Consider the following 22,706-nt stretch of genomic DNA (forward strand, 5'->3'; position numbering starts at 1 on the left):
GAGCATGATCTCCGGCACACGCGTTCCGGATCACGCTCTCGCGCGACGGACGCGGACATAGAGCGCGCCTTCGCCGCCATGGCCGATATGGGCTTCTTCGAAGCCGACGACGAGCGATCGGAATTCCGGCAGACTGAGCCATTCCGGCACCTGGCGCCGCAGCACGCCGCGCTCGGAGTCCGGGCCGCCGACCTTGCCCTTACCGGTGATGACCAGAACGAAGGTCAGCCCGTCGCTGTGAGCGCGCTGTAGGAAGGCGAACAGTACCCGATGCGCGCGCATCTGCGTCATGCCGTGCAGGTCGAGCCGCGCGTCGATCTCCTGCTTGCCGCGCGACAGCTTTGCGCGCTCGCGGCGGCCGATTGGCGCGAGCGGCGGCAAATGCGGGCGTGGCGCCGGTGCGGCCTTCGCGGGCGCCGGCTTGACCGGAACAGGCTTTGCCGGAACGTGATGCGCGCTCGGGTCAGCGGCGACGGCGGGCGCTTTGGCTGTGACCGGCCGCTTGCGCAGCGGCTTGACCTGTTTGGCCACGCTCTCCCAGAGCGCACGCTCTTCCTCGCTCAACGCGCGCTTGCGCCGCGACGGAGCGGAGAGGTCGAGGATCGGCGCGGGACGCTTCATTGATCGTCGCGATGGCGAGAGCGCCGCTTCTCCGGTTGCTGCGGGGCGCCAGGCCGGGCTGCCGGCAACGGCACCGGTTCTGCCACAGGCGCGGTCTGCACGACAGGGGCCACCGTCGTACCCGTCGTCGCCGGAGACGCAGTGGATCTCGTCGCGGCCGGGCCCTTGGCGGGATTGCGCGTGGCATTGCCGGTCGTGTCCTTCGCCGCACCCTTGGTCGCATCCTTGATCGCATCCTTGGCAACAGGCGCGTCCGCCGGTCTTGCCGCCGGCTTGTCCTTCAGCGGATCGGTCTGTGGGAACAGTCTTGCGATCGTGGCCGACGGCCGTGCGTCGGGAACCGGCAGCTTGCGCCCGCGGGCGACCGGATCGAGTCCCTTCGGGACCAGCATGACAAACTGCATGTTGTTCCGGAGCCGACCCGACACCTTCCCGGCATCCGCACCGGCGCCGAAATACAGATCGGCGCGGGCCGGACCCACGATTGCGGAGCCGGTATCCTGCGCGATCATCAACCGATGGAACGGCGTTTTCGACTGCTCGGATTCGATCGGCAGCACGCCCTCGATGAAGAACGGCGTGCCGTAGACATGCAGCGCCTTATCGACCGCGATCGAGCGGCCCGGCGTCAATGGCACGCCCTGCGCGCCGACCGCTTCATCCTTGTCGGAGAGCGGGACTTCGCGGAAGAAGATGTAGGAGCGGTTTTGCCGGCGCAGCTCCTTGGCGCCATCGGGGTTCTGCTCCATCCACTCCCTGATCTTCTGCATCGACATCTGATCCTTCGGGATGATGCCGCGATCGATCAGGATGCGTCCGACCGGCGTGTAGGGATAACCATTATGCGCATCATAATTGATGCGCAGCGTGGTGCCGTCGGCCAGCTTGATCCGCGCCGAGCCCTGGATCTGCGCGAACAGGAGATCGGTTTGGCTCTTCAGCCAGCAGATCTCCAGGCCGCGGCCGGCAATCGCGCCGTCCTCGATCTGGCCGCGGTCGTAATAAGGCACGAGCTTGCGCCGGCCGATCTTGCGATACACCGGGCCGCTGTTGGGCAGGCCGACCGAATCCTGTGTCTTGCCGCGCACGAACAGGTTGGATGGCCGGCGATAGACCGGAACGTTGTACACATCGGTCTGCGTGCGCGAGCCCTCGAGCACCGGCTCGTAATAGCCGGTGACGAAGCCCGCGTCTTCGCCGAGCCGCGAGATGCGCAGCGGCACGAAGTTCTGCTCGAAGAACTCCTTTGCTCTGGCGCTGTCGGTGGGCTCGAGCCGCTTGGCGATCCGGCAGGGATCGCGCAGCGAGCTGCCGAGCGCCTTCGATTCCGCAGGCAGCCCCTGCTGCGCCGCGATCGGCTTGCAACTGGTCCGAAACGCCTTGTAGGCGGCAAGATGGTCGTCGTCGTTCCAGCCGGGGATCGTGGCCCAGGTCAGCGGCTCATACTGGCTGCCGCTGACCTGGAGCGGCAATTCAAGCTTCGGATAGGGAATTTGGCGCACGAGCTCGTGCCGCGGCGGCACGCGCCATTTCGATCGGTAATGTGCGGCTATCGCTGCCGTGGAGCACAGAATCGCGAGCGCGCAGCTCGCAACGGCAAGGCGCCCATAGCCGAGATGTTTAGTGAGCGCTTCCAGTGCCAACCAGCTTCCAGTTCGGATCGCGGGACGTCGAGTCACGGGCGAAAGTCCAGACATCGGTGATGTCGGCCACCTTGTCCGGGCTGCCGTCGACAATCGTGCCCGCCTTGTCGCGCGTGACCGAAATCATCTGCGACACGAAGCGGACCGTCAGTTGCGCCGTGCGATCGCGCGTTTCAGCGCTGACGATCTCGGCTTTGTCGATCGACACGAACCGCGTCTCGGTTTTCTGCTCGTGCTTCTCACGGTCCTTGATCGCGGCCTCGAAGCTTTCATAGACCTCGGTCGATAATAAATCCTTGAGGGCGCGGCGGTCGCCATTGGCGAAGGCCAGCACGATCATCTCGTAAGCCGAGCGGGCGCCCGAGAGGAAATGTCGCGGATCGAATGAGGAGTCCTGGGCGACCACCGCATCGAGACCCTGCGCCAGCGGCGTGCCGGGATCGGCGATTCCCTTCCAGCGGTCGGTCGGTTCAGACGGCTCCACGCGCGCCGTGGTCGGCTGATCGATCACCGATCCCGGGATCGGAACGACGTTGTTGTTGTCCTGGCCGCGTTGCACGACGTTGGGCGCGGCGCGATCATAGGGCGGCCGCTCGCTTCCGGTGCGCTGTCCAAGGACACTGCGCAGGCGCAGGAAGATGAACACAGCCAGCGCCAGGAAGATGATGGTGTAGATATCCACGTCGATTTCGCTTTCTGGTCTCTGCCGGCAACGGGCCGGCCGTAGAGCGTTCCCGGTGCGGGAACGGCAGAGATTACATCACCGTTTGAGTCCGCAGCATGTAGGCACGAAACTGTGCCCGGCCAATGGCGCTTTTTGGCACGGGCAATTGTAGCGCGTTTTACCGCCGGGGGGAAACCCGTTCCTGCCCAGAAATCACGCGTATTCAATAATTTAGGAAGCCGTTAAGAGATTGGTGGATCGAACTTGCGGACGGCGGCAGACAAATCGTGCAGCCGCGTCCTTTGTCTCGTCGTCCTTGTCGAGCGCGCCGGGCCTATGATAGCCACTCGCGCGGCATCGGATTTCCAATACTTTGACGCGTGCCGTCGGACATCCTGTCCATCGAGCGCCGCTTCAGGAGACATTTCATGACCAACGGCAACGGCGCACCCGTCGAGCAGGCTCCTCCCCAGCTCAACGTGCTGGCGCAATACACCAAGGACCTCTCGTTCGAGAACCCGAACGCTCCGGCCTCGCTCGGCCCGCAGCAGCAGCAGCCGGCGATCAACATCCAGATCAACGTCGCCGCCAACAACATCGCGGACAACGACTTCGAGGTGATCCTGTCGATCGAGGGCAAGGCTGAGAGCGCCGGCAAGGTGATGTTCAGCTTCGACTTGGCCTATGCCGGCGTGTTCCGGATCGTGAATGTTCCGCAGGAGAACCTGCACCCGCTGGTGATGATCGAGTGTCCGCGGCTGCTGTTCCCGTTCGCGCGCGAGATCGTTGCAACCTCGGTCCGCGACGGCGGCTTCCCGCCACTGATGCTCGATCCGGTCGATTTCGTCGGCCTCTACCGCCAGAACATGGAGCGGCAGGCTGCCGCGCAGGCGGCATCCGGCGTCAAGCCGAGCTGAGCCTGGCTTTCAGGCAAACCTAGTAGCCAAGCAAATTCGGCTCTGATCCCAATCAGGGCCCAATTGCTTTCAAGCGGCCGGCGCAGCCACGGGTACGGGCGGCAAATAGTCGTTCCAGATCGGCTTGTCGCCCAAGGTGGCGACAAAGGCCCGGTGGATCTCGCGATCGGCAGCGCTGATCCGGGGTACAAGCGGAATCTCACGCTGCCGCCGCGGCGTATCGCCGTAGCTGCCGATGCGGGCATCCGACGCCTCCGACGCCAGGATGAGCTGCGACTGCCGCGCTCCGATCAGATCGATATAGACTTCGGCAAGCAGCTCGGCGTCGAGCAACGCACCGTGCTTGGTGCGGTGGGAATTGTCGATCGAGTAGCGTGAGCAGAGATCGTCAAGCCGGTTCGACACACCGGGATGCTTGCGCCGCGCCAGCAGCAAGGTGTCGACCAGACGATCCTTCGGAATCGTTGCCCGCTTGATGCGATCGAGCTCGGCGTTGATAAAGCTGACGTCGAACGACGCGTTGTGGATTACGAGCGGCGTGTCGCCGATGAACGCCAGGAACTCGTCAACCACCTCGGCAAACAGCGGCTTGCTGGCCAGGAACTCGGTCGAGAGGCCGTGCACGGCGAATGCCTCTGCCGGCATGTCGCGCTCGGGATTGATATAGACGTGGTAGGTCTGCCCCGTCGGCATGCGATTGAAGATCTCGACGCAGCCGATCTCGACCAGCCGGTCGCCGCGCAGCGGATCGAGGCCAGTGGTTTCGGTATCGAGAACGATTTCGCGCATGACGTGAGGAATTCCGAAAAGCGGCCGAATCAGGCGCGCCGCTTCGGCATCTTAGCAACCTCGGCCAGAATGTCGCGGATACGCGTCCGCACCGGGTCGAGCCCGTGCGAGGTATCCACCACGAAATCCGCCCGCTTGCGCTTTTCGGCGTCCGGCATCTGCTTGGCGATGATGGCGTCGAGCTTGGCGGCATCCATCGTGCCGCGCGCCAGCACGCGCTCGCGCTGCAACTCCGGCGAAGTGGACACGACCACCACGGCATCGACGCGCTTTTCGCCGCCGGTCTCGAACAACAGCGGCACGTCGACGACCACCACGGGAGCGCCGGCGGCTTCCGCGTCGGCGAAGAACCTCTGCCGAGATGCACCGAGCATCGGATGCACGATCTGCTCGAGCTGCTTCATCGCCGCCGCATCATGCACCACGCGTGCGGAGAGTTTCGCACGGTCGACCTTGCCATTGACGGTCGTCCCGGGAAACGCCGCCTCGATCGCCGGCGCCGCTTGCCCTTCATACAACTGATGGACGGCCGCATCAGCGTCGTATACCGGCACGCCGGCTTCCGCGAACAGTTTTGCGGTTGTGGATTTTCCCATCCCGATCGAGCCGGTCAGTCCAAGGATCAACATCGGATCAACATCTTTCCGTCGCCATGCCTGTCAACAGCGTCTCAGACCGCGAGCAGTCTCTCGCCGCGCAGGAACGCAAGCAACGACAATAGCGGCAGGCCGAGAATGGTGAAATGGTCACCCTCGATGCGCTCAAACAGATGCACGCCCAGGCCCTCGAGCTGATAGGCACCGACGCTGGTCGTCACCGCGGTTCCGGCATGGTCAAGATACGCATCGATCTCGCCTTCGCTGAGCCGCCGCATCGACATGCGCGCGACGCTTACATCGGCAAACAAGGTTTTTCCGTCACGCGCAACCGAGACGGCCGAGTGCAGTTCATGGACCTGGCCCGCGAGCAAGCCCAGTTGCTCGGCGGCCTGCGCCCGGCCGGCCGGTTTGCTGAACATCCGCTGTCCCAGCGCCAGCGTCTGGTCGGCGCCGACGACATAGCGTCCGGGCCTTTGGCGGGAGATGAACAAGGCCTTCTCTCGGGCCAGCAGCGAGGCGATCTCACCCGGCGCCGACAGACCGGACTCCTTCTGCACCGCGCGCTCGTCGATATCGGCCGGCAGGGTCTCGACGTCGAAGCCGGCATTTTCGAGCAGCATTTTGCGCGCGCGGCTTTGCGAGGCCAGGATCAGCTTCTGTTGTCCGCGCCAGATGGTCATGACGTAACGATCATTCCGACGGCCGCGCGCGCTGGCGGTCGGCATAAAGCTTGATCACCGCGGCCGCCGTTTCCTCGATCGAACGGCGCGTTACATCGAGCAGGGCCCAGTTGAACTTCGCGCTCAAGCGACGCGCGAAGGCAACCTCATCGGCTACCGCCTGTTTGTCGATGTAAGTGTCGTTGTCGTGATCGCCCATGCTGAGGAGACGGTTCTGCCGAACCTGAATCAAGCGCTCCGGCGTTGCGTGCAAGCTGACGACCAGCGGCTTCTTCAGGGTTTCGAGCTGGTGCGGCAGCGGAATGCCCGGCACCAGCGGCACGTTCGCGGTGCGAATGCCGCGGTTGGCGAGATAGATCGAGGTCGGCGTCTTCGAGGTGCGGGAGACACCGACCAGAACGACGTCGGCCTCCTCGAGGCCTTCGACATGCTGACCGTCGTCATGCATCATGGTGTAGTTCAGCGCATCGATCCGCCGGAAATATTCCGCGTTGAGCACGTGCTGCGCGCCAACCCGTCCCGTCGTTGCGGCACCCAGATACGCCTCGAACAATTGCATCACCGGCCCGATGATCGACAGGCTCGGTACATTGATCTCCTTGCACTTGTCTTCGAGACGGCCGACCAGATCCTTTTCCAAAAGCGTGAACAGCACGATACCCGGCGATTCCTCGATCTCGTCGAGCACGCGATCGAGCTGCTTCTGGCTGCGCACCAGCGGATAGACATGCTCGACCGCGGTCACGTTGGCGTATTGAGCGGCGACCGCGCGCGCCACGGTGATCAGTGTCTCGCCGGTCGAATCGGACACCAGATGCAGGTGGAAATAATTGGAGTTCGTCGGCACCAAAACTCCTGTCTAGTTTGTGAATCGTTGTGGAGACCGAGGAGGAGAATCCGGAGCCGCCGGGCGGCCTCGGGATATCTCATCCCTTTCTTCACAGCGCCTCACAAAAGAATAAGTCGATGTCATGGGAGCGATGATAGTGGGTAGGTGTGGATTTGTCTCTTCATAAGCTGACCACAGGTCAGCGCAAGCAATTGAGTCAGAGCGCCAAATCTCAATGGGCATGCCGGTGCGCCAGAATGTTGAGGGATGTGAACAAGCCTGCAAGAACGACTGGACCGCGTTGCGTGAGTCAAATCCACCGTCATTCAGACTCAAACCTTAGATTCTAAAATTAATAGGTTTAGGAGAGACGAGCTTGCGGATATGTATCCGTCCCTCGTTCGCAGCGCTTTGCTCGCAACGCTGAGACCACCCGAGCCGTTCCTTGAAAGGCAGCCCCGCCATGTATGAGTGGATCAAGGCCCTGCATATCATTGCCGTTATCTCGTGGATGGCGGGCATGCTCTATCTGCCGCGGCTGTTCGTCTACCATTGCGAAGCCGAGCCCGGCTCGAAGCAGTCCGAGACGTTCAAGGTCATGGAGCGGAGGCTTTTGAAAGCGATCATCAACCCTGCGATGATTGTGACCTGGCTCGCCGGGCTTTATCTGGTCTGGTCCGGACACTGGTACCTTTCGGGTTGGTTTCAGGTCAAATTTACGCTGGTGCTGATCATGTCCGGCGTTCACGGCTTTTTGGCCCGCTGCGTCAAGGATTTCGCCGCGGACCGGAATCACCGCAGTCAGAAATTCTATCGTATTATCAATGAGGTACCGACGATCCTGATGATCTTCATCGTCATCATGGTGGTCGTCAAGCCGTTCTAGGGGCCGCAATGCCCAAGAAGCCGCTTCAGTCCTTCTTGCGGAGCTCGAATCGATTTTCTATATAGGCTTTATCCCACCCTACGCAGGCGGATGTGGTCGCGTTTCGGTTCGTTTTGGGCCGGCGCCGCATCAGGTTTGAAGCCCCAACGGCACTTTCCTGGCTGAGACCTGCGGACCTTCCTTTGGCGTCCGCTTTTTCCAAAGCCACCTCGCATCCCTTCCCTACTTACTTCCTCACAGGACGACCCCCATGCGGGAAATCAAACTCCAGGACCTCAAATCGAAAACGCCGGCTGAGCTCGTCTCGTTTGCGGAAGAGAACGGGGTCGAAAACGCCAGCACCATGCGCAAGCAGGAGCTGATGTTCGCCATCCTCAAGCAGCTCGCGATCGCCGAGACCGATATCATCGGTGAAGGCGTCGTCGAGGTTCTGTCCGACGGTTTCGGCTTCCTTCGTTCGCCCGACGCGAACTATCTGCCGGGTCCCGACGACATCTACGTCTCGCCCTCACAGATCCGCCGTTTCGGCCTGCGCACCGGCGATACCATCGAAGGCCACATCCGCAGCCCGAAGGAAGGCGAACGCTACTTTGCGCTGCTGAAGGTCAACACGCTGAATTTCGAAGATCCCGAGAAATCCAAGCACAAGGTCAATTTCGACAACCTCACGCCGCTGTTTCCCAATCAGCGCTTCCGCATGGAGCTCGAGGACTCCACCAAGAAAGACCTTTCTGCCCGCGTGATCGACATCGTCGCACCGATCGGCAAGGGCCAGCGCGCCCTGATCGTGGCGCCGCCGCGCACCGGCAAGACGGTGCTGATGCAGAACATCGCGCACTCCATCACCGCCAATCATCCTGACTGCTATCTGATCGTGCTCCTGATCGACGAGCGTCCGGAAGAAGTCACCGACATGCAGCGCTCGGTGAAGGGTGAGGTGGTGTCGTCGACCTTTGATGAACCCGCGGTTCGTCACGTCCAGGTCGCCGAGATGGTGATCGAGAAGGCCAAGCGGCTCGTCGAGCACGGCCGCGATGTGGTCATCCTGCTGGACTCGATCACGCGCCTCGGCCGCGCCTACAACACGGTGGTGCCGTCATCCGGCAAGGTGCTGACCGGCGGTGTCGATGCCAATGCATTGCAGCGCCCGAAGCGCTTCTTTGGCGCCGCCCGTAACATCGAGGAGGGCGGTTCGCTGACCATCATCGCGACCGCGCTGGTCGATACCGGCAGCCGCATGGACGAAGTCATTTTCGAAGAGTTCAAGGGCACCGGTAACTCCGAACTGATCCTTGACCGCAAGGTCTCGGACAAGCGGACCTTCCCGGCGATCGACATCGCCCGCTCCGGCACCCGCAAGGAGGAGCTCATCACCGATCCGCAGGTGCTGAAGAAGATGTATGTCCTGCGCCGCATCCTCAATCCGATGGGCACCATGGATGCGATCGACTTCCTGCTCGACAAGCTCCGGAACACGAAGAACAACGCCGAATTCTTCGATTCGATGAATACCTGAGGCTGCGGCCCGGGCAGGCGCTCCGTTCAAGCGGAGCGCCTTTTTTGTTGCGGTCATGTTGCAGCAGACCTGCAGCATGGCCCAAGGGCATTAATGCTTCATTTACCGGATAACATTTTGATTTTACTTAATAAATCTTGTGAACTAGGCGCCTTGACGCAGTAGAATGAGCTGCCCGCAGCGAAATTGCTGCGGAAATGCTGCAGTGGTCGAACATTTGTTGCGGCGCAGCATTTCTAACTAACGATCGCGCGTTGTCCTTATAAAAAGACCGGGAACAAATAGGCGAATGCATCCACGCGACCAAACCATCTTCGCGCTGTCGTCCGGGCGGGCACCGAGTGCGATCGCGATCATCCGAGTCTCTGGCCCAATGGCCGAGTCGGTCATTGCAGGTCTCGCCGGCAGGACGCCGATGCCACGGATGGCGACCCGTGTGCTGCTCCGTGATTCCGACCATCAACCGATCGATGACGCGGTCGTGCTCTGGTTCCCGGCACCGTCGAGCGCGACCGGCGAGGATGTTGCCGAATTTCACGTCCATGGCGGACGCGCGGTGCTGGCGGCGATGTTCGGCGCGCTCGCGGCCTTCGACGATGTCCGCCCCGCCGAGCCTGGCGAGTTCACGCGGCGGGCCTTTGAGAACGGCAAGCTCGATCTGACCGAAGCCGAGGGTCTTGACGATCTGATCCATGCCGATACTGACCGCCAGAGGCGCCAGGCGCTGCGCCAGTTGAAGGGTCTGCTCGGCGATCGTGCGCGGGACTGGCGCGAGCGGGTCATTGCGGCGTCCGCATTGATCGAAGCCGGCATCGATTTCTCCGACGAAGGCGACGTGCCCGACGAGCTGATCGCGCCGGCGCTGGCGAAGATCAGATCGCTTCACGACGAGATTCAGGAAGTCCTTGCGGCGCAGGGGCAGGGTGAACGGCTGCGTGACGGCCTGGTGGTGGCGATCGCTGGTCCGCCGAATGTCGGCAAGTCGACCCTGGTCAACCAGCTCGCACGTCGCGAGGTCGCGATCGTCTCGCCGCATGCCGGCACCACGCGCGATGTCATTGAGGTTCAGCTCGATCTCGACGGCTATCCGGTGACGGTGATCGACACGGCCGGCATCCGTGAGACCGAGGACCCGGTGGAGCAGGAGGGGGTCCGCCGCGCGCGGGCGCGGGCCGCGGAAGCCGATCTCGTCCTCTGGCTAACCGATCGCGCGGACAAGGTGGGGGCGCACGAAGGTGCGACGCCGGTCTGGCTCGTACGCAACAAGGTCGATCTCGATGGTGCGCGATCGGGCGGACCGGGCGGGGGCCCACATCCGCAATTCAGGATCTCGGCAGCCCGTGGCGATGGGATCCCCGAGCTGATCGCGGCGCTGGTTGGCTTCGCGCACGACTATTTCGGCACCAGCGAAGGCGGTTTGATCAGCCGGGCACGGCAGCGCAAGTTGCTGGAGGAGACCATGCAGTCGCTTCGCCGCAGCCTCGAGGTGATCGGGCAGGGCGAAGAGTTGGCGGCCGAGGAGCTCCGCAGCGCGGCCTTTTCCCTCGGCCGGCTGCTTGGTCGGGTCGACGTCGAAGACATTCTCGACGTCATCTTCCGCGACTTTTGCATTGGAAAGTAGGCCGCCAGCCGGGTTGCGAGTAAATCGTTTCACGTGAAACATCATTGACGCCTGTTGGCCGCCTCTAACGTTTCACGTGAAACAGACCACGCGCTGGAACCGTTTCGTTTCACGTGAAACAACGGGTCACGCAACTTCGTTCTTCCGGCATTCATGACTCCGCGATAGAAGTCCCGCCATGATTACTCGGGCGGATACTTTTGACGTCATCGTCATCGGCGGCGGCCATGCCGGCTGCGAGGCTGCAAGCGCGGCTGCCCGGATGGGCGCGAAGACCGCCCTTGTGACTCACCGTTTTTCGACGATCGGCGCGATGTCCTGCAATCCCGCCATTGGGGGCCTCGGTAAGGGGCACTTGGTACGCGAGGTCGATGCGCTCGATGGTCTGATGGGCCGTGTCGCCGATGCCGGCGGCATCCAGTTCCGGATGCTCAATCGCCGCAAGGGGCCTGCGGTCCGCGGGCCGCGGGCCCAAGCCGACCGGAAGCTTTATGCTGCGGCGATGCAGGCTGCGATCACCGAAACCGCAAATCTGAGCGTGATTGAAGGTGAAGCTGACGAACTGATTATTTCCGGCGGGCGCGTGACCGGCATTCGGCTGGCTGACGGCCGGACGTTTTCGACCGGCGCCGTTGTGATTACGACCGGAACCTTTCTACGCGGTCTGATCCACCTCGGCGAAAAGAACTGGCCCGCCGGCCGAGTCGGTGAGGCGCCGGCGATGGGGCTCTCCGCGTCCTTCGAACGGATCGGCTTTACCCTGGGGCGGCTCAAGACCGGAACCCCGCCACGGCTGGATGGCGGCACGATCGACTGGTCCGCGGTCGAAATGCAGCCCGGAGACGACCCGCCCGAGCCGTTTTCGCTGATGACCGACCGGATCACGACACCGCAGATCCAGTGCGGCATCACCCGGACCACCCCGGCGACCCACGAGGTGATCCGGGCCAATGTCCATCGCTCGCCGATGTATTCCGGCCAGATCAAGAGCACCGGACCACGCTATTGTCCCTCGATTGAGGACAAGATCGTCCGCTTCGGCGATCGCGATGGCCACCAGATCTTCCTGGAACCGGAAGGGCTCGACGACAGCACGGTCTATCCTAATGGTATTTCGACCTCGCTGCCGGAAGAGGTCCAGCTCGCGATCCTCGCTAGCATTCCGGGTCTTGAGCGGGTGAAGATGGTCCGGCCCGGCTATGCGATCGAATACGATCATGTCGATCCGCGTGAGCTCGATCCGACGTTGCAGACTAAGCGTCTCCAGGGACTGTTTCTGGCCGGGCAGATCAACGGCACCACGGGCTACGAAGAGGCGGCCGGGCAGGGCATTGTTGCCGGGCTCAACGCCGCATTGGCCGCTGGTGGCGCTGACCCGATCGTGTTCGACCGCGCTGACGGCTATCTCGGTGTCATGATTGATGATCTCGTCACCCGCGGGATCACCGAGCCCTATCGGATGTTCACCTCGCGCGCCGAATATCGGCTGACGCTACGGGCCGATAACGCCGACCAGCGGCTCACCGACAAGGGCATCGCGCTCGGATGTGTCGGAGCGGCGCGCGCGGAACGTCATCGGACCAAGATGGCGGCGCTGGAGGCCGCGAAAGCCTTGGCGAAGTCGCTTGCGATTACGCCGAATGAAGCCGCCAAGCACGGGCTGTCGCTCAATCGCGACGGGAACCGCCGCTCCGCCTTTGAACTGCTGGCCTATCCGGAGGTCGAATGGCCTGCGGTCCGGGCGATCTGGCCCGAATTGTCGGCCATTGAGCCAGCCATCGCTGTGCATCTTGAGATCGACGCCAAGTACGATGTCTATCTGAAGCGCCAGACCGCTGACGTCGACGCCTTCAGGCGCGACGAAGGGCTGGTGCTGACCGACGTCGATTATGCCGATGTGCCGGGACTCTCGAATGAAGCGCGTGCCAAGCTGCAGAAGGCGCAGCCGCGGACGATCGGACAGGCGGGCCGGATCGACGGCATGACCCCGGCCGCATTGGGGATCCTGGCCGCCTATTTGCGTCGCGAGGCGCGCCACAAAACCGCGAAGGCATCCGCGTAGCCGGGCAATCCATCGCTTACCCGGGGTGGTTTCTGCATTACTGGGTGAGCACGACCGACATTCAAGGGTATGGCTTCAGCTTCGCAATCTTCAGAGCTCCAGGTCTCTTCCGGCGACAAGGCTGCGGCGCTTGCGCTGACCCCCGTTTCACGTGAAACGGAAGCTCGGCTCGATCGCTATGTCGCGCTCCTGTTGGAGTGGCAGACCAAGACTAACTTGGTCGCGCCATCCACGCTCCCGAATCTCTGGACCCGCCATATCTCCGATTCGCTGCAGCTTTTGAGCCTCGCGTCCTCGGCGAAGTCGTGGGTCGATCTCGGCAGCGGCGGGGGCTTCCCCGGCGTGGTGCTGGCCTGCGCGCTCGCCGAGACGCCGGGGGCATCGATTCATCTGGTTGAGCGAATCGCCAAGAAGGCGGCATTCTTGCGTGAGGCGATTCGCGTGACGGCGTCACCGGGCACCGTGCATCTCGCTGACATCGGGGATACTGTGGATAGAATCTCCAGTCCGATCGATTGCGTCACCGCGCGGGCGCTGGCTCCGTTACATCAACTCATCGGCTTTGCGGAGCCGTGGATCAAAAAGGGCGCGACGGCGCTGTTTTTGAAGGGGCAAGATGTAGAGGCCGAATTGACCGAGGCCACTAAATATTGGAATATTGAACCAAAGCTTCATTCCAGCCGTACCGGCGGACACGGCTGGATCGTCGAACTCAGGTCAATCGAGCGGCGCTAGGGGTCTCCGCGACAGCAAGTGGTATTTTGGTATGACTGTGATGGATGAGGTTTATCAAGAGGATAGGGCGCCGCAGCCGGCCGGCCATCCACGCATCCTGTCGCTCGCCAACCAGAAGGGCGGGGTCGGTAAGACAACCACAGCGATCAATCTCGGTACGGCACTCGCGGCGATCGGTGAGCGGGTTCTGGTCGTTGATCTCGACCCGCAGGGCAACGCCTCGACCGGCCTCGGCATTGATCGCCGCAACCGCAGTTGCTCGACCTATGACGTGCTGGTCGGTGAAGCACCGCTGCGCGATGCGGTGGTTGCGACCGCGGTGCCGCGGTTGCACATCGCGCCTTCCACGATGGACCTTTCCGGTCTCGAGCTTGAGCTCGGCACCACGCCGGGCCGTGCGTTCCGATTGCGCGACGCGATCGCGGGGCTCAACAACAATGTCTCGCCGGACGCCGACTACACCTACGTGCTGATCGACTGCCCGCCTTCGCTCAACCTGCTCACCGTGAATGCGATGGCGGCGTCGGATGCGATCCTGGTGCCGTTGCAGTGCGAGTTCTTCGCGCTCGAGGGTTTGTCGCAATTGCTGCAGACCGTGGAGCAGGTGCGCTCGACGCTCAATCCGAACCTGTCGATCCACGGCATCGTGCTGACCATGTTCGACTCGCGCAACAATCTCTCCAACCAGGTCGTCGCCGACGTGCGCCAGTTCATGGGAGCCAAGGTCTACGACACGATGATCCCGCGCAACGTGCGGATCTCGGAGGCGCCGTCCTATGGCAAGCCGGTGCTGGTCTACGATCTCAAATGTGCCGGCAGCGAAGCCTATCTCAAGCTCGCCACCGAGGTGATCCAGCGCGAGCGCGAGCTGCGCACGCATTGAGCCATCGTTCGTAGGGTGGGCAAAGCGAAGCCTGCCCACCACCGCGAGCACGGCAAGGATTGGTGGGCACGGCGCATGCGCGCCTTTGCCCACCTACGAGCCGATGCAACTGAAGTTCTATGTCCGGAGTACTGCGCGTGAATCCAAGGGAGTCCGCAACAATGGCCGATGAAGCGCGTTCGCGTCTGGGGCGCGGGCTTGCAAGCCTGATCGGGGATGTCGGCGGCGAGGCCGCGCATGTCGAGCGGCCGCGCGCGCAGCGCAAGGTGCCGATCGAATTTCTCAAGGCCAACCCGCGCAATCCGCGCCGCACCTTCGCCGATACCGAGCTCGGCGAGCTCGCCGATTCGATCAAGCAGCGCGGCGTGATCCAGCCGATCGTGGTGCGCGCGATCAAGGGCGTGCAGGACCGCTACGAGATCATCGCCGGCGAGCGCCGCTGGCGCGCCTCGCAACTCGCCGGCCTGCACGAAGTGCCGATCGTTCCGGTCGAGGTCAACGATTCCGATGCGCTCGAGATTATGATCATCGAGAACGTCCAGCGCGAGGACCTCAACGCGATGGAGGAGGCGCAGGGCTATCACGCGCTCGCCGACGAGTTCAAACGCAGCCAGGAAGACATCGCCAAGATCGTCGGCAAGAGCCGCAGCCACGTCGCCAACATGATGCGGCTGACCAAGCTGCCCGCCGAGGTGCAGGCGCTGATCGCCAAGGGCGATCTCTCCGCCGGCCACGCCCGCGCGCTGATCGGCGTGCCCGATCCGCTCACGGCGGCGAAGCGCATCGTCGCCGAAGGCCTCAACGTCCGCCAGGCCGAAGCGCTGGCGCATGAGGAGGGCGTGCCGGAGCGCAAGCCGCAAAAGCCGCGTGCCAGCGCTGCCGCCAAGGCCAGCAAGGACGCCGATACCCTGGCGCTGGAGAAGCGTGTCAGCGACGCGCTCGGGCTTGCCGTCACCGTCAACCATCGCGATCCCGGCGGCACCGTCCAGATCAACTACCGCAACCTCGAGCAGCTCGACGAGGTGGTGCGGCGGCTCGAAGGCGGTTAGGCCCTCCAATCCGCCTCATTGCGAGGAGCTCGCAATGACTATTCCCAATATCCTGCCTCACCCCCGCCGCTTCGCGTTCGCCGCGATCGACAGCAGGGCGCGTTGTCCGATCACGGCGGCAAGCGCAGCCTGCTTGCGCATCTCGAGCGCGGCGGTCGCGAGCTGCTCGATCACGGTCACCAGCCGCGGCGGGCTGAAATTGCGTAGCGCGATCTCGACCGCAGCCTTGCGCGAGAAGTGCAGCCGCGGAAATCCGCCTTCCAGCACGGCGGTGACAGGCGTGCCCTCGGCGACCGCGAGCGCGGACTTGTGCAGCCACGCCGCGTGGCGCTGCGCGGCCGAGATGATCACGCCGGGATAGGTGCCGGCGACCATCGCCTTGGCGAACTCGCTCTCGACCAGCGCGGCATTGCCGGCAAACGCGCCGTCGACGATCGGGTCGAGCTTCAGCTCGGAGGCGTCGGAGACGACGGTCATCACGTCGTCGAGCGTGATCTCACCCTTGCCGTGCGCGAACAGCGCGAGCTTGCGCAGCTCGTTGCGCGAGGCCTGGCGGTCACCGCCGAGCAGCGACATCAGCACCGCGCGTGCATCCGGCGCCAGCCGCAAATTGGAGATGCGCAGCTCGTCCTCGATCAGCTTGGTCAGATCGCGCTCGGTGTCCGGATAGCAGCCGATCGCGACCGCGTTCTTGGCGCGCTCGCACGCCTTGCGCAGCGGCGACTCCGGCCTCAGCTCGCCGGCCTCGATCACGATGCGGCAATCTTTCAGCGGCGAATCGGCCAGCGTATCGACGCCGCTGGCAAAGTTGCGTGAGCCGGCGCGGACGCGAATGGCGCGGCGGCCGCCGAACAGCGGCACCGTCATCGCTTCATCGACCAGCCGCGAGGGCTCGGCGGCGAGCTCGTCGCCATCGAGCCGCACCAGCGAGAACGGATCGTTGGGATCGTCGACCGCCGACGCCATCAGCGCGTCGGCGCGCTCGCGCACCAGGCCTGCATCCGGCCCGTACAGCAGGATGATCGGGCGGCCGGCGTCGGGCCGGGCGAGAAAGCTGTCGATCTCTTTTCCGCGAAGCGCGACCATCTAGCCCAGAATGTCATTCCGGGGCGGCTTGTCAGAGGCGAACCCGGAATCTCGTTCAATGATTTGCCAAATTCCGGGTTCGCGCTTCGCGCGCCCCGGAATGACACTGGTATCTCAGGTCCCGGCCGAGAAGAACGACGCCAGCCGGGTCTGGATGTTGTCGGCGATCTCCTGCGCGGCGCGGTCCTCGGCGTCGCGGAAGGCGCGCGAGCGCGCGAAGCGCTGATAGGAACCGGGCATGTCATAGGACACGCGCGAGAACGTCGTGCCGGTCATCACCGACTTGTTGGAGGCGATCTCGATCAGGTTGAACTGCGCGTCGATGCCGTAGTTCTCGCTGGTCGGCAGCGCGGTGGCCGGGTCGATCATCAGCGAGGAGCGGCTGGTGGTGAACCTCAGGACAAGCCGATGGGTCGGCGGCATGCCGGTGGCGTTGCCGTAAAGCTTGAAGGCGAGCGCGTTGCGGATCTCGACTCCGACCCGCGCCTCGCGCGAGGCGTTCGGCTTGTCGACCGGCGGAATCTCGACGCCCATCAGCTTTTCGCGCAGGTCCGGCGTCCCGTCGGAATGCTCGGCATACATCGGGCGAAAGCAGCCGGCCGTCAGCGCGGCCAACGCAGCCACGGCAATCAACCGGGCAGCGATCCTGATCCTAGCCGACGACATTCACGATCCTCATGGGCACTACGATCACCTTGCGGACGGGTTTGCCGCCCAGGGCGACTTTTACCGCATCGAGCGCCAAAACGGCAGCCTCTATATCCGCATTTTGGGCGGTGCGTGGCACAGTAACATCACCCCGCTTCTTGCCGTTGACCTGGACGACCAGGGTCACGCTGTCTTCAACCAGCAAATCGCGCTCGATTTGAGGCCAACCGGCCTCCGATACCAGCCCGCTCTGGCCCAATACCGCCCAGCACTCCTCGGCCAGATGCGGCATCATCGGCGAGAACAGATGGACCAGGATGGTCGCGGCCTCCTTGACGGCCCAGGCAAGGTCGGGCGCCGGCTTGCCCCCCCTCCCCAATACCTCGGACAGCGCATTGGCGAATTCGCGGATATGAGCGAGGCAGACGTTGAAGTGCAGCCGCTCGATGCCCGACGAGACCTTGTCGAGCGCCCCATGCGCCGCCTTGCGCAAGCCAAGCGCTTCGGGCCCGAAGGTCGCCGGCCGCGCTGCCGGCGCGGACTTCGCGATCTCGGCCGATTCGTTCACCAGCCGCCACAGCCGCTGCACGAAGCGCGAGGCGCCCTGCACGCGCTCGTCGCTCCAGATCACGTCGCGATCCGGCGGCGAGTCCGACAGCATGAACCAGCGCGCAACGTCGGCGCCGTAGCTTGCGATGATGTCGTCGGGGTCGACGGTGTTCTTCTTCGACTTCGACATCTTCTCGATCGGACCGATCTCGATGTCCTCGCCGGTCGCCATCAATACCGCGCGGCGGCCGTTGCCGCCGATCTCGACCTTCACCTCGGCCGGCGTGACATAGGTGCCGTCGGCCTTCTGGTAGGTCTCGTGCACCACCATGCCCTGGGTGAACATGCCGGCAAACGGCTCCTTCATGTCGATGTGGCCGGTCGCCTTCATCGCGCGGGTGAAGAAGCGGCTATAGAGCAGATGCAGGATCGCGTGCTCGACGCCGCCGATATACTGGTCGACCGGCATCATCCGGTTGGCGACTGCCGGCGTGGTCGGCGCGGTCTCATTCCAGGGATCGGTGAAGCGCGCGAAGTACCAGGACGAGTCGACGAAGGTGTCCATCGTGTCGGTTTCGCGCACCGCCTTGCCGCCGCATTGCGGGCAGGTGACGTGCTTCCAGGTCGGGTGATGGTCCAGCGCGTTGCCCGGCTTGTCGAAGGTCACATCCTCCGGCAGCGTCACCGGCAACTGGTCGTCGGGCACCGGCACCACGTCGCACTTGGGACAATGGATCACCGGGATCGGGCAACCCCAGTAGCGCTGGCGTGAAATGCCCCAGTCACGCAGGCGGAAGTTCACCTGCCGCTCGCCAACCTGCGCGTTGCCGCGCACTTCGCCTTCCAGGCGCTTGGCAACCTCTTCCTTGGCCTCTTCGATGGTCATGCCGTCGAGGAAGCGCGAATTGATCATGCGGCCATCGCCGTCATAGGCGGTGTCGGTGATGACAAATGTCTTCGGATCCTGTCCTTCGGGGCAGACCACCGGCGTGTTGCCGAGGTTGTACTTGTTGACGAAGTCGAGGTCGCGCTGGTCGTGCGCCGGGCAGCCGAAGATCGCGCCGGTGCCGTATTCCATCAGCACGAAGTTCGCGACATAGACCGGCAGCTTCCAGTTCGGATCGAACGGATGGACCGCCTTGATGCCGGTGTCGAAGCCCTGCTTCTCGGCGGTGTCGATGATCTCCTGCGCGGTGCCGATCTTCTTGATCTCGGAGATGAACTCGGCAAGCTTCGGGTTCTTCGCGGCCGCCGCCTGCGCCAGCGGATGGTCGGCGGAGATCGCCATGAACTTGGCGCCGAACAGCGTGTCCGGCCGCGTGGTGAAAATCTTCAGCTCGGTCTCGCCGGCCGGCGTGGTTGCCGCATCCAGCGCAAAGCGGATCAAGAGGCCCTCGGAGCGGCCGATCCAGTTGCGCTGCATCAGCCGCACCTTGTCAGGCCAGCGGTCCAGACTATCCAGCGCCTCCAGCAGCTCCTCGGAGTACTTCGTGATCTTGAAAACCCACTGGCTCATCTCGCGCTGCTCGACGACGGCGCCGGAGCGCCAGCCGCGGCCGTCGATCACCTGCTCGTTGGCGAGCACAGTCATATCGACCGGATCCCAGTTCAGCTTGCGCTTCTCGCGCTCGGCGAGACCGGCGCGCAGCATGTCCAGGAACATCTTCTGCTGATGCTTGTAGTAAGAGGGATCGCAGGTCGCGAACTCCCGGCTCCAGTCGAGCGACAGCCCGATCGACTTGAGCTGCTTCTTCATCGCGGCGATGTTGTCGTAGGTCCAGGCCTTCGGCGCCACCTTGCGCTCGATCGCGGCATTCTCCGCCGGCAGGCCGAACGCATCCCAGCCCATCGGATGCAGCACGTTGAAGCCCTTGGCGCGCATGTAGCGCGCCAGCACGTCGCCCAGCGTGTAGTTCCTGACGTGCCCGATATGGATGCGCCCGGACGGATAGGGAAACATCTCGAGCACGTAGTATTTCGGCCGCGTATCGTCGTTCTTCGAGGCGAAGATCGCCTTCTCATCCCAGGTGGCTTGCCAGCGGGGCTCGGATTCACGGGCGTTGTAGCGTTCAGAGGTCATGAAATCGCAGGGCTTTGGGTGATTTTCGGGTCCCATCAAAGGACGGCGGACTAGGCCACAAAAACGCCCACGGGGTCAACGGTTTGGGTCCTGTCAAATGCTCATCCCTCGCGGCCTGGCCCTGCCGCCGCCGCAGGAGGAGGGTGGGGTTAGTTGCGGCGCCTCGCAATTGCCTGTCTTGGGCACCCTGAAGGAACTTGCTCGGTGTCGTCACCCGCGAAGGAGGGTGACCCAGTGTTCCAGAGACGCCGGTGCTGGAGCCGAGAGGCCGCGGCTCGCTCCACTGCGTCGTCCCGGCCTAGTGCTCCGAGGCTCAACTCGCCAGCGCCATCCCCGCTTCGTCGAGCTTCTGCACGAAGCCATGCTCGACCACCGCGTTGCGGCCGCCGCGTTTCGCGGCATAGAGCGCGGCGTCGGCGGCTTCGATCAGATCGCCGGGACGGACGGTGTCGTTCGGCTTCGTCGTCGCGACGCCGACGCTGACGGTGACGATGGCATGGCTCGAGGTCGAGTGCGGCACCGCAAGCCCGAGGACCGCGGTGCGCACGGTCTCGCCGACCGCGAGCGCCCTCGCCGTGTCGGCGTTCGGCAGCAGCAGGCAGAATTCCTCGCCGCCGTAGCGGCCGGCAAAGCCCATCGTGTCGGCGGCGATGCCGGACAGCGTTTCGCCGATCCTGGTGAGACAGGTGTCGCCTTCGGGATGACCGTAGGTGTCGTTGTAGAGCTTGAAGTGATCGACATCGATCATCAGCAGCGAGAGCGCGCAGTCATATTGCTGCGACTTCATCCACTCGAAGTCGAGCCGGCTCTGGAAGCCGCGCCGGTTGGCAAGGCCGGACAGCGCGTCGATCGAGGCCATCACCGTGAGGCGGTCATTGGAGGCAAGCAGCTCGCGCTCGCGCTGGCTGAGCTGCGCGGCCATCGCATTGAAGGCGCGCGCCAGTGGAACGAACTCCGACGGCAGCTTGTGCTTGGCGACGCGCGCCGACCAATCGCCCTCCCCGAACCGGCGTGCCATGCCGGTCATCACTTCGATCGGCCTGATGATGAGCTTCTCCGCGCCGACCAGCGCGCCCAACAGCACGAACAAGCAGACGAAGCCGAGCTGCAGATAGGCGGTGCGGATCTCGCGATTGATCGCCGCCGTCACCTTGGCTTCATCCATGCTCACGATCAGCCGTGACTGCGTTCCGGCGATGCGGGCGAAGCTCAGCGTGCGCTCCGCGCCATCGGTCGCCGTGAACGACACCGAGCCTGCAGGCTCGTCGTAGCTCAGCGCCTTCTCCGCGATCGCTGCCATCAGCGGAACAGTGTCGAGCGAGCGCCCGACCAGGCTCGCATGGTCCGGTGGTGCGGCGATCACGACGCCGGTGCTGTCGACCAGCACCGCCGACATGCCCGGTTGTCCGCCGAGATTGCCCATGATTTGCGACAGCCAGTCGATGTTGATGCCGGCGACGACGACGGCATCTTCCTCCGGATTGATCGCGGCCACCGGATAGGCCGCCATCATCATCGCACGGCCGTTGGTCTTGCCGAACAAATAATCGCTGAAGACGAAGCCGCGTGTGTCCTGCGCCTTCTTGAAATAGTCGCGGTCGCCGAGATTGATCCCGACCTGGGCATTGAGCGTGGAGCATTGCACGACGCCGTCGCGGGACGCGAACATGATGCTGCGGATCCATGGCAGGACCGTCGGCAGGCTTGCGCGCAGCACCTCGCAGCTCCGCGCGATGCCGCCGGAAGCTCGGATATAGGCGGCCGACTTCAGCATGGTCTCGACAGAGGAAACCACCTCGCGCTGGGTTTCGGCGGCATGGCTGGTCAGATTGGCGTAGACTTGCGCCGCCTGCGCGATCTGCTTGGTGCGGAATGCGTTCAGCGTACCGACTCGATCGAGCATCAGGGGAACGACCAGCAGCATCGCAAGCAAAGCCAGCCGGGCACGAATGCCCAGAAGCTTCTTGAGTTTCACCCGGTTGCGGTTGAAAATCGTGCGCGACATTTTTCCCTTGCCCGGCGCCAAGGTAGAATGAAGGGCTTCAAAAAGCCTTTCCCGAATTTGGTAAAATTCGACCCAACCCCCCGGTCCGTCAGAAAACGATACAAACATGCCGCAAAGCCCGACCACGCCGTTAACAGCTCATTCACCAAACGGCCTCGCCGCCGTCGAGCAGGAGGTCGTGCGCGCGTGCAAGGAAGCGCGTCGCGATCGCGCCTCGGTGACGCTGATCGCGGTGTCGAAGACGTTCCCGGCCGACGCCATTTCACCCATCATCGATGCGGGGCAGCGCGTGTTCGGCGAAAATCGCGTGCAGGAGGCGAAGGGCAAGTGGCCGGCATTGATGCAGTCCCATCCCGGACTGGCGCTGCATCTGATCGGGCCCTTGCAGTCGAACAAGGCCAAGGAGGCCGTTGCGCTGTTCGATGCGATCCACTCCGTCGATCGTCCGAGCATTTGCGAAGCATTAGCCAAGGAAATCAAATCCCAGCACAAGCAGCCGGAATTGTTCGTGCAGATCAACACCGGCGAGGAGCCGCAGAAGGCCGGCGTCGCACCGCACGACGCCGATGCGTTCATCGCCGCGTGCCGCGAGAAGTACGCTTTGCAGATCTCGGGGCTGATGTGCATCCCGCCGGTCGACCAGGCGCCGGCGCCGCATTTCGCACTCTGCGCCAAGATCGCTGCACGGAACGGCCTGACCAGCCTCTCGATGGGGATGAGCGCGGATTTCGCGGTGGCAATCCAGATGGGCGCCACCCATGTGCGCGTGGGCTCGGCGATTTTCGGGGCGCGGACGGTGCCGCACGGTTAGCTGTCGCCCCTGCGAAGGCAGGGACCCATACTC

General features: G+C 63.6%; 20 protein-coding genes. 9 read left to right on the forward strand and 11 right to left on the reverse strand.

Annotation, left to right across the window (positions count from 1 at the left end):
- Window positions 1–30 precede the first annotated feature (30 nt).
- The 3 genes from P6U30_RS00955 to P6U30_RS00965 all read right to left on the reverse strand — a co-directional run bounded on the left by P6U30_RS00955 (window position 31) and on the right by P6U30_RS00965 (window position 2,946).
- Window positions 31–621: a Smr/MutS family protein gene (locus P6U30_RS00955; protein WP_407167714.1), complete on the reverse strand. Its 591-nt coding sequence runs from the start codon at window positions 619–621 to the stop codon at window positions 31–33.
- The gene (locus P6U30_RS00960) at window positions 618–2,093 is read right to left on the reverse strand and encodes an MltA domain-containing protein (protein ID WP_407170651.1); all 1,476 of its coding nucleotides are present in this window, start codon (window positions 2,091–2,093) and stop codon (window positions 618–620) included. Before P6U30_RS00960 ends, P6U30_RS00955 begins: the two co-directional genes overlap by 4 nt.
- 148 nt (window positions 2,094–2,241) lie before the next feature.
- Window positions 2,242–2,946 carry a Tim44/TimA family putative adaptor protein gene (locus P6U30_RS00965; RefSeq protein ID WP_407167715.1) on the reverse strand — a complete coding sequence of 235 codons (705 nt, stop codon included), beginning with the start codon at window positions 2,944–2,946 and terminating at the stop codon, window positions 2,242–2,244.
- Window positions 2,947–3,356: 410 nt separating this feature from the next.
- On the opposite strand from P6U30_RS00965, the gene secB reads away from it, so the two are divergent.
- A complete protein-coding gene (secB, locus tag P6U30_RS00970) occupies window positions 3,357–3,845 on the forward strand; it encodes a protein-export chaperone SecB (protein WP_407149573.1) in 489 nt (162 codons plus the stop codon).
- A gap of 69 nt (window positions 3,846–3,914) precedes the next feature.
- On the opposite strand, the gene dnaQ is transcribed toward secB, so the two are convergent.
- From dnaQ to P6U30_RS00990, 4 genes are read right to left on the reverse strand one after another with little or no spacing between them, the layout of a single operon-like run.
- Window positions 3,915–4,634, reverse strand: coding sequence for a DNA polymerase III subunit epsilon (gene dnaQ / locus P6U30_RS00975; protein ID WP_407167716.1), 720 nt, complete (start codon window positions 4,632–4,634; stop codon window positions 3,915–3,917).
- Between the two features lie 29 nt (window positions 4,635–4,663).
- Window positions 4,664–5,263: a dephospho-CoA kinase gene (gene coaE / locus P6U30_RS00980; RefSeq protein WP_407167717.1), complete on the reverse strand. Its 600-nt coding sequence runs from the start codon at window positions 5,261–5,263 to the stop codon at window positions 4,664–4,666.
- A 41-nt stretch (window positions 5,264–5,304) separates the two neighbouring features.
- Window positions 5,305–5,913, reverse strand: coding sequence for a Maf family protein (locus P6U30_RS00985; protein WP_407167718.1), 609 nt, complete (start codon window positions 5,911–5,913; stop codon window positions 5,305–5,307).
- Window positions 5,914–5,923: 10 nt separating this feature from the next.
- On the reverse strand, window positions 5,924–6,760 hold the full coding sequence (locus P6U30_RS00990) for a pyruvate, water dikinase regulatory protein (RefSeq protein ID WP_407167719.1): 837 nt from the start codon (window positions 6,758–6,760) through the stop codon (window positions 5,924–5,926).
- Between the two features lie 445 nt (window positions 6,761–7,205).
- On the opposite strand from P6U30_RS00990, the gene hemJ reads away from it, so the two are divergent.
- The 7 genes from hemJ (at window position 7,206) to P6U30_RS01025 (ending at window position 15,494) form a co-directional block, all read left to right on the forward strand.
- Window positions 7,206–7,628 (forward strand): protoporphyrinogen oxidase HemJ, encoded by a 423-nt coding sequence (gene hemJ, locus P6U30_RS00995; protein WP_407170652.1) that lies wholly within the window; start codon window positions 7,206–7,208, stop codon window positions 7,626–7,628.
- A 250-nt stretch (window positions 7,629–7,878) separates the two neighbouring features.
- Window positions 7,879–9,144, forward strand: coding sequence for a transcription termination factor Rho (gene rho, locus P6U30_RS01000; protein WP_407149578.1), 1,266 nt, complete (start codon window positions 7,879–7,881; stop codon window positions 9,142–9,144).
- Between the two features lie 289 nt (window positions 9,145–9,433).
- Complete coding sequence (mnmE, locus tag P6U30_RS01005) at window positions 9,434–10,765, forward strand: tRNA uridine-5-carboxymethylaminomethyl(34) synthesis GTPase MnmE (protein ID WP_407167720.1); 1,332 nt, start codon at window positions 9,434–9,436, stop codon at window positions 10,763–10,765.
- A gap of 178 nt (window positions 10,766–10,943) precedes the next feature.
- Window positions 10,944–12,827 carry a tRNA uridine-5-carboxymethylaminomethyl(34) synthesis enzyme MnmG gene (gene mnmG, locus P6U30_RS01010; RefSeq protein WP_407167721.1) on the forward strand — a complete coding sequence of 628 codons (1,884 nt, stop codon included), beginning with the start codon at window positions 10,944–10,946 and terminating at the stop codon, window positions 12,825–12,827.
- 69 nt (window positions 12,828–12,896) lie between these two features.
- Window positions 12,897–13,562: a 16S rRNA (guanine(527)-N(7))-methyltransferase RsmG gene (gene rsmG, locus P6U30_RS01015; RefSeq protein WP_407167722.1), complete on the forward strand. Its 666-nt coding sequence runs from the start codon at window positions 12,897–12,899 to the stop codon at window positions 13,560–13,562.
- Between the two features lie 31 nt (window positions 13,563–13,593).
- A complete protein-coding gene (locus tag P6U30_RS01020; RefSeq protein ID WP_407167723.1) occupies window positions 13,594–14,445 on the forward strand; it encodes a ParA family protein in 852 nt (283 codons plus the stop codon).
- Between the two features lie 161 nt (window positions 14,446–14,606).
- Complete coding sequence (locus tag P6U30_RS01025; protein ID WP_407149583.1) at window positions 14,607–15,494, forward strand: ParB/RepB/Spo0J family partition protein; 888 nt, start codon at window positions 14,607–14,609, stop codon at window positions 15,492–15,494.
- 57 nt (window positions 15,495–15,551) lie between these two features.
- Here P6U30_RS01025 and holA read toward each other — a convergent pair whose 3' ends face one another.
- The 4 genes from holA to P6U30_RS01045 all read right to left on the reverse strand — a co-directional run bounded on the left by holA (window position 15,552) and on the right by P6U30_RS01045 (window position 21,862).
- On the reverse strand, window positions 15,552–16,580 hold the full coding sequence (holA, locus tag P6U30_RS01030) for a DNA polymerase III subunit delta (protein ID WP_407167724.1): 1,029 nt from the start codon (window positions 16,578–16,580) through the stop codon (window positions 15,552–15,554).
- Between the two features lie 114 nt (window positions 16,581–16,694).
- Window positions 16,695–17,246, reverse strand: coding sequence for an LPS assembly lipoprotein LptE (gene lptE, locus P6U30_RS01035; protein WP_407149585.1), 552 nt, complete (start codon window positions 17,244–17,246; stop codon window positions 16,695–16,697).
- Window positions 17,233–19,857, reverse strand: a complete 2,625-nt coding sequence (gene leuS, locus P6U30_RS01040; protein WP_407167725.1) for a leucine--tRNA ligase — start codon at window positions 19,855–19,857, stop codon at window positions 17,233–17,235. Before leuS ends, lptE begins: the two co-directional genes overlap by 14 nt.
- 313 nt (window positions 19,858–20,170) lie before the next feature.
- Complete coding sequence (locus P6U30_RS01045; protein ID WP_407167726.1) at window positions 20,171–21,862, reverse strand: diguanylate cyclase domain-containing protein; 1,692 nt, start codon at window positions 21,860–21,862, stop codon at window positions 20,171–20,173.
- A 106-nt stretch (window positions 21,863–21,968) separates the two neighbouring features.
- Between P6U30_RS01045 and P6U30_RS01050 the strand changes: the two genes are divergently transcribed.
- Window positions 21,969–22,673, forward strand: coding sequence for a YggS family pyridoxal phosphate-dependent enzyme (locus P6U30_RS01050; protein ID WP_407167727.1), 705 nt, complete (start codon window positions 21,969–21,971; stop codon window positions 22,671–22,673).
- Window positions 22,674–22,706: the final 33 nt, after the last annotated feature.

This window comes from Bradyrhizobium sp. ORS 111, assembly GCF_045571485.1.
Taxonomy (GTDB): domain Bacteria; phylum Pseudomonadota; class Alphaproteobacteria; order Rhizobiales; family Xanthobacteraceae; genus Bradyrhizobium.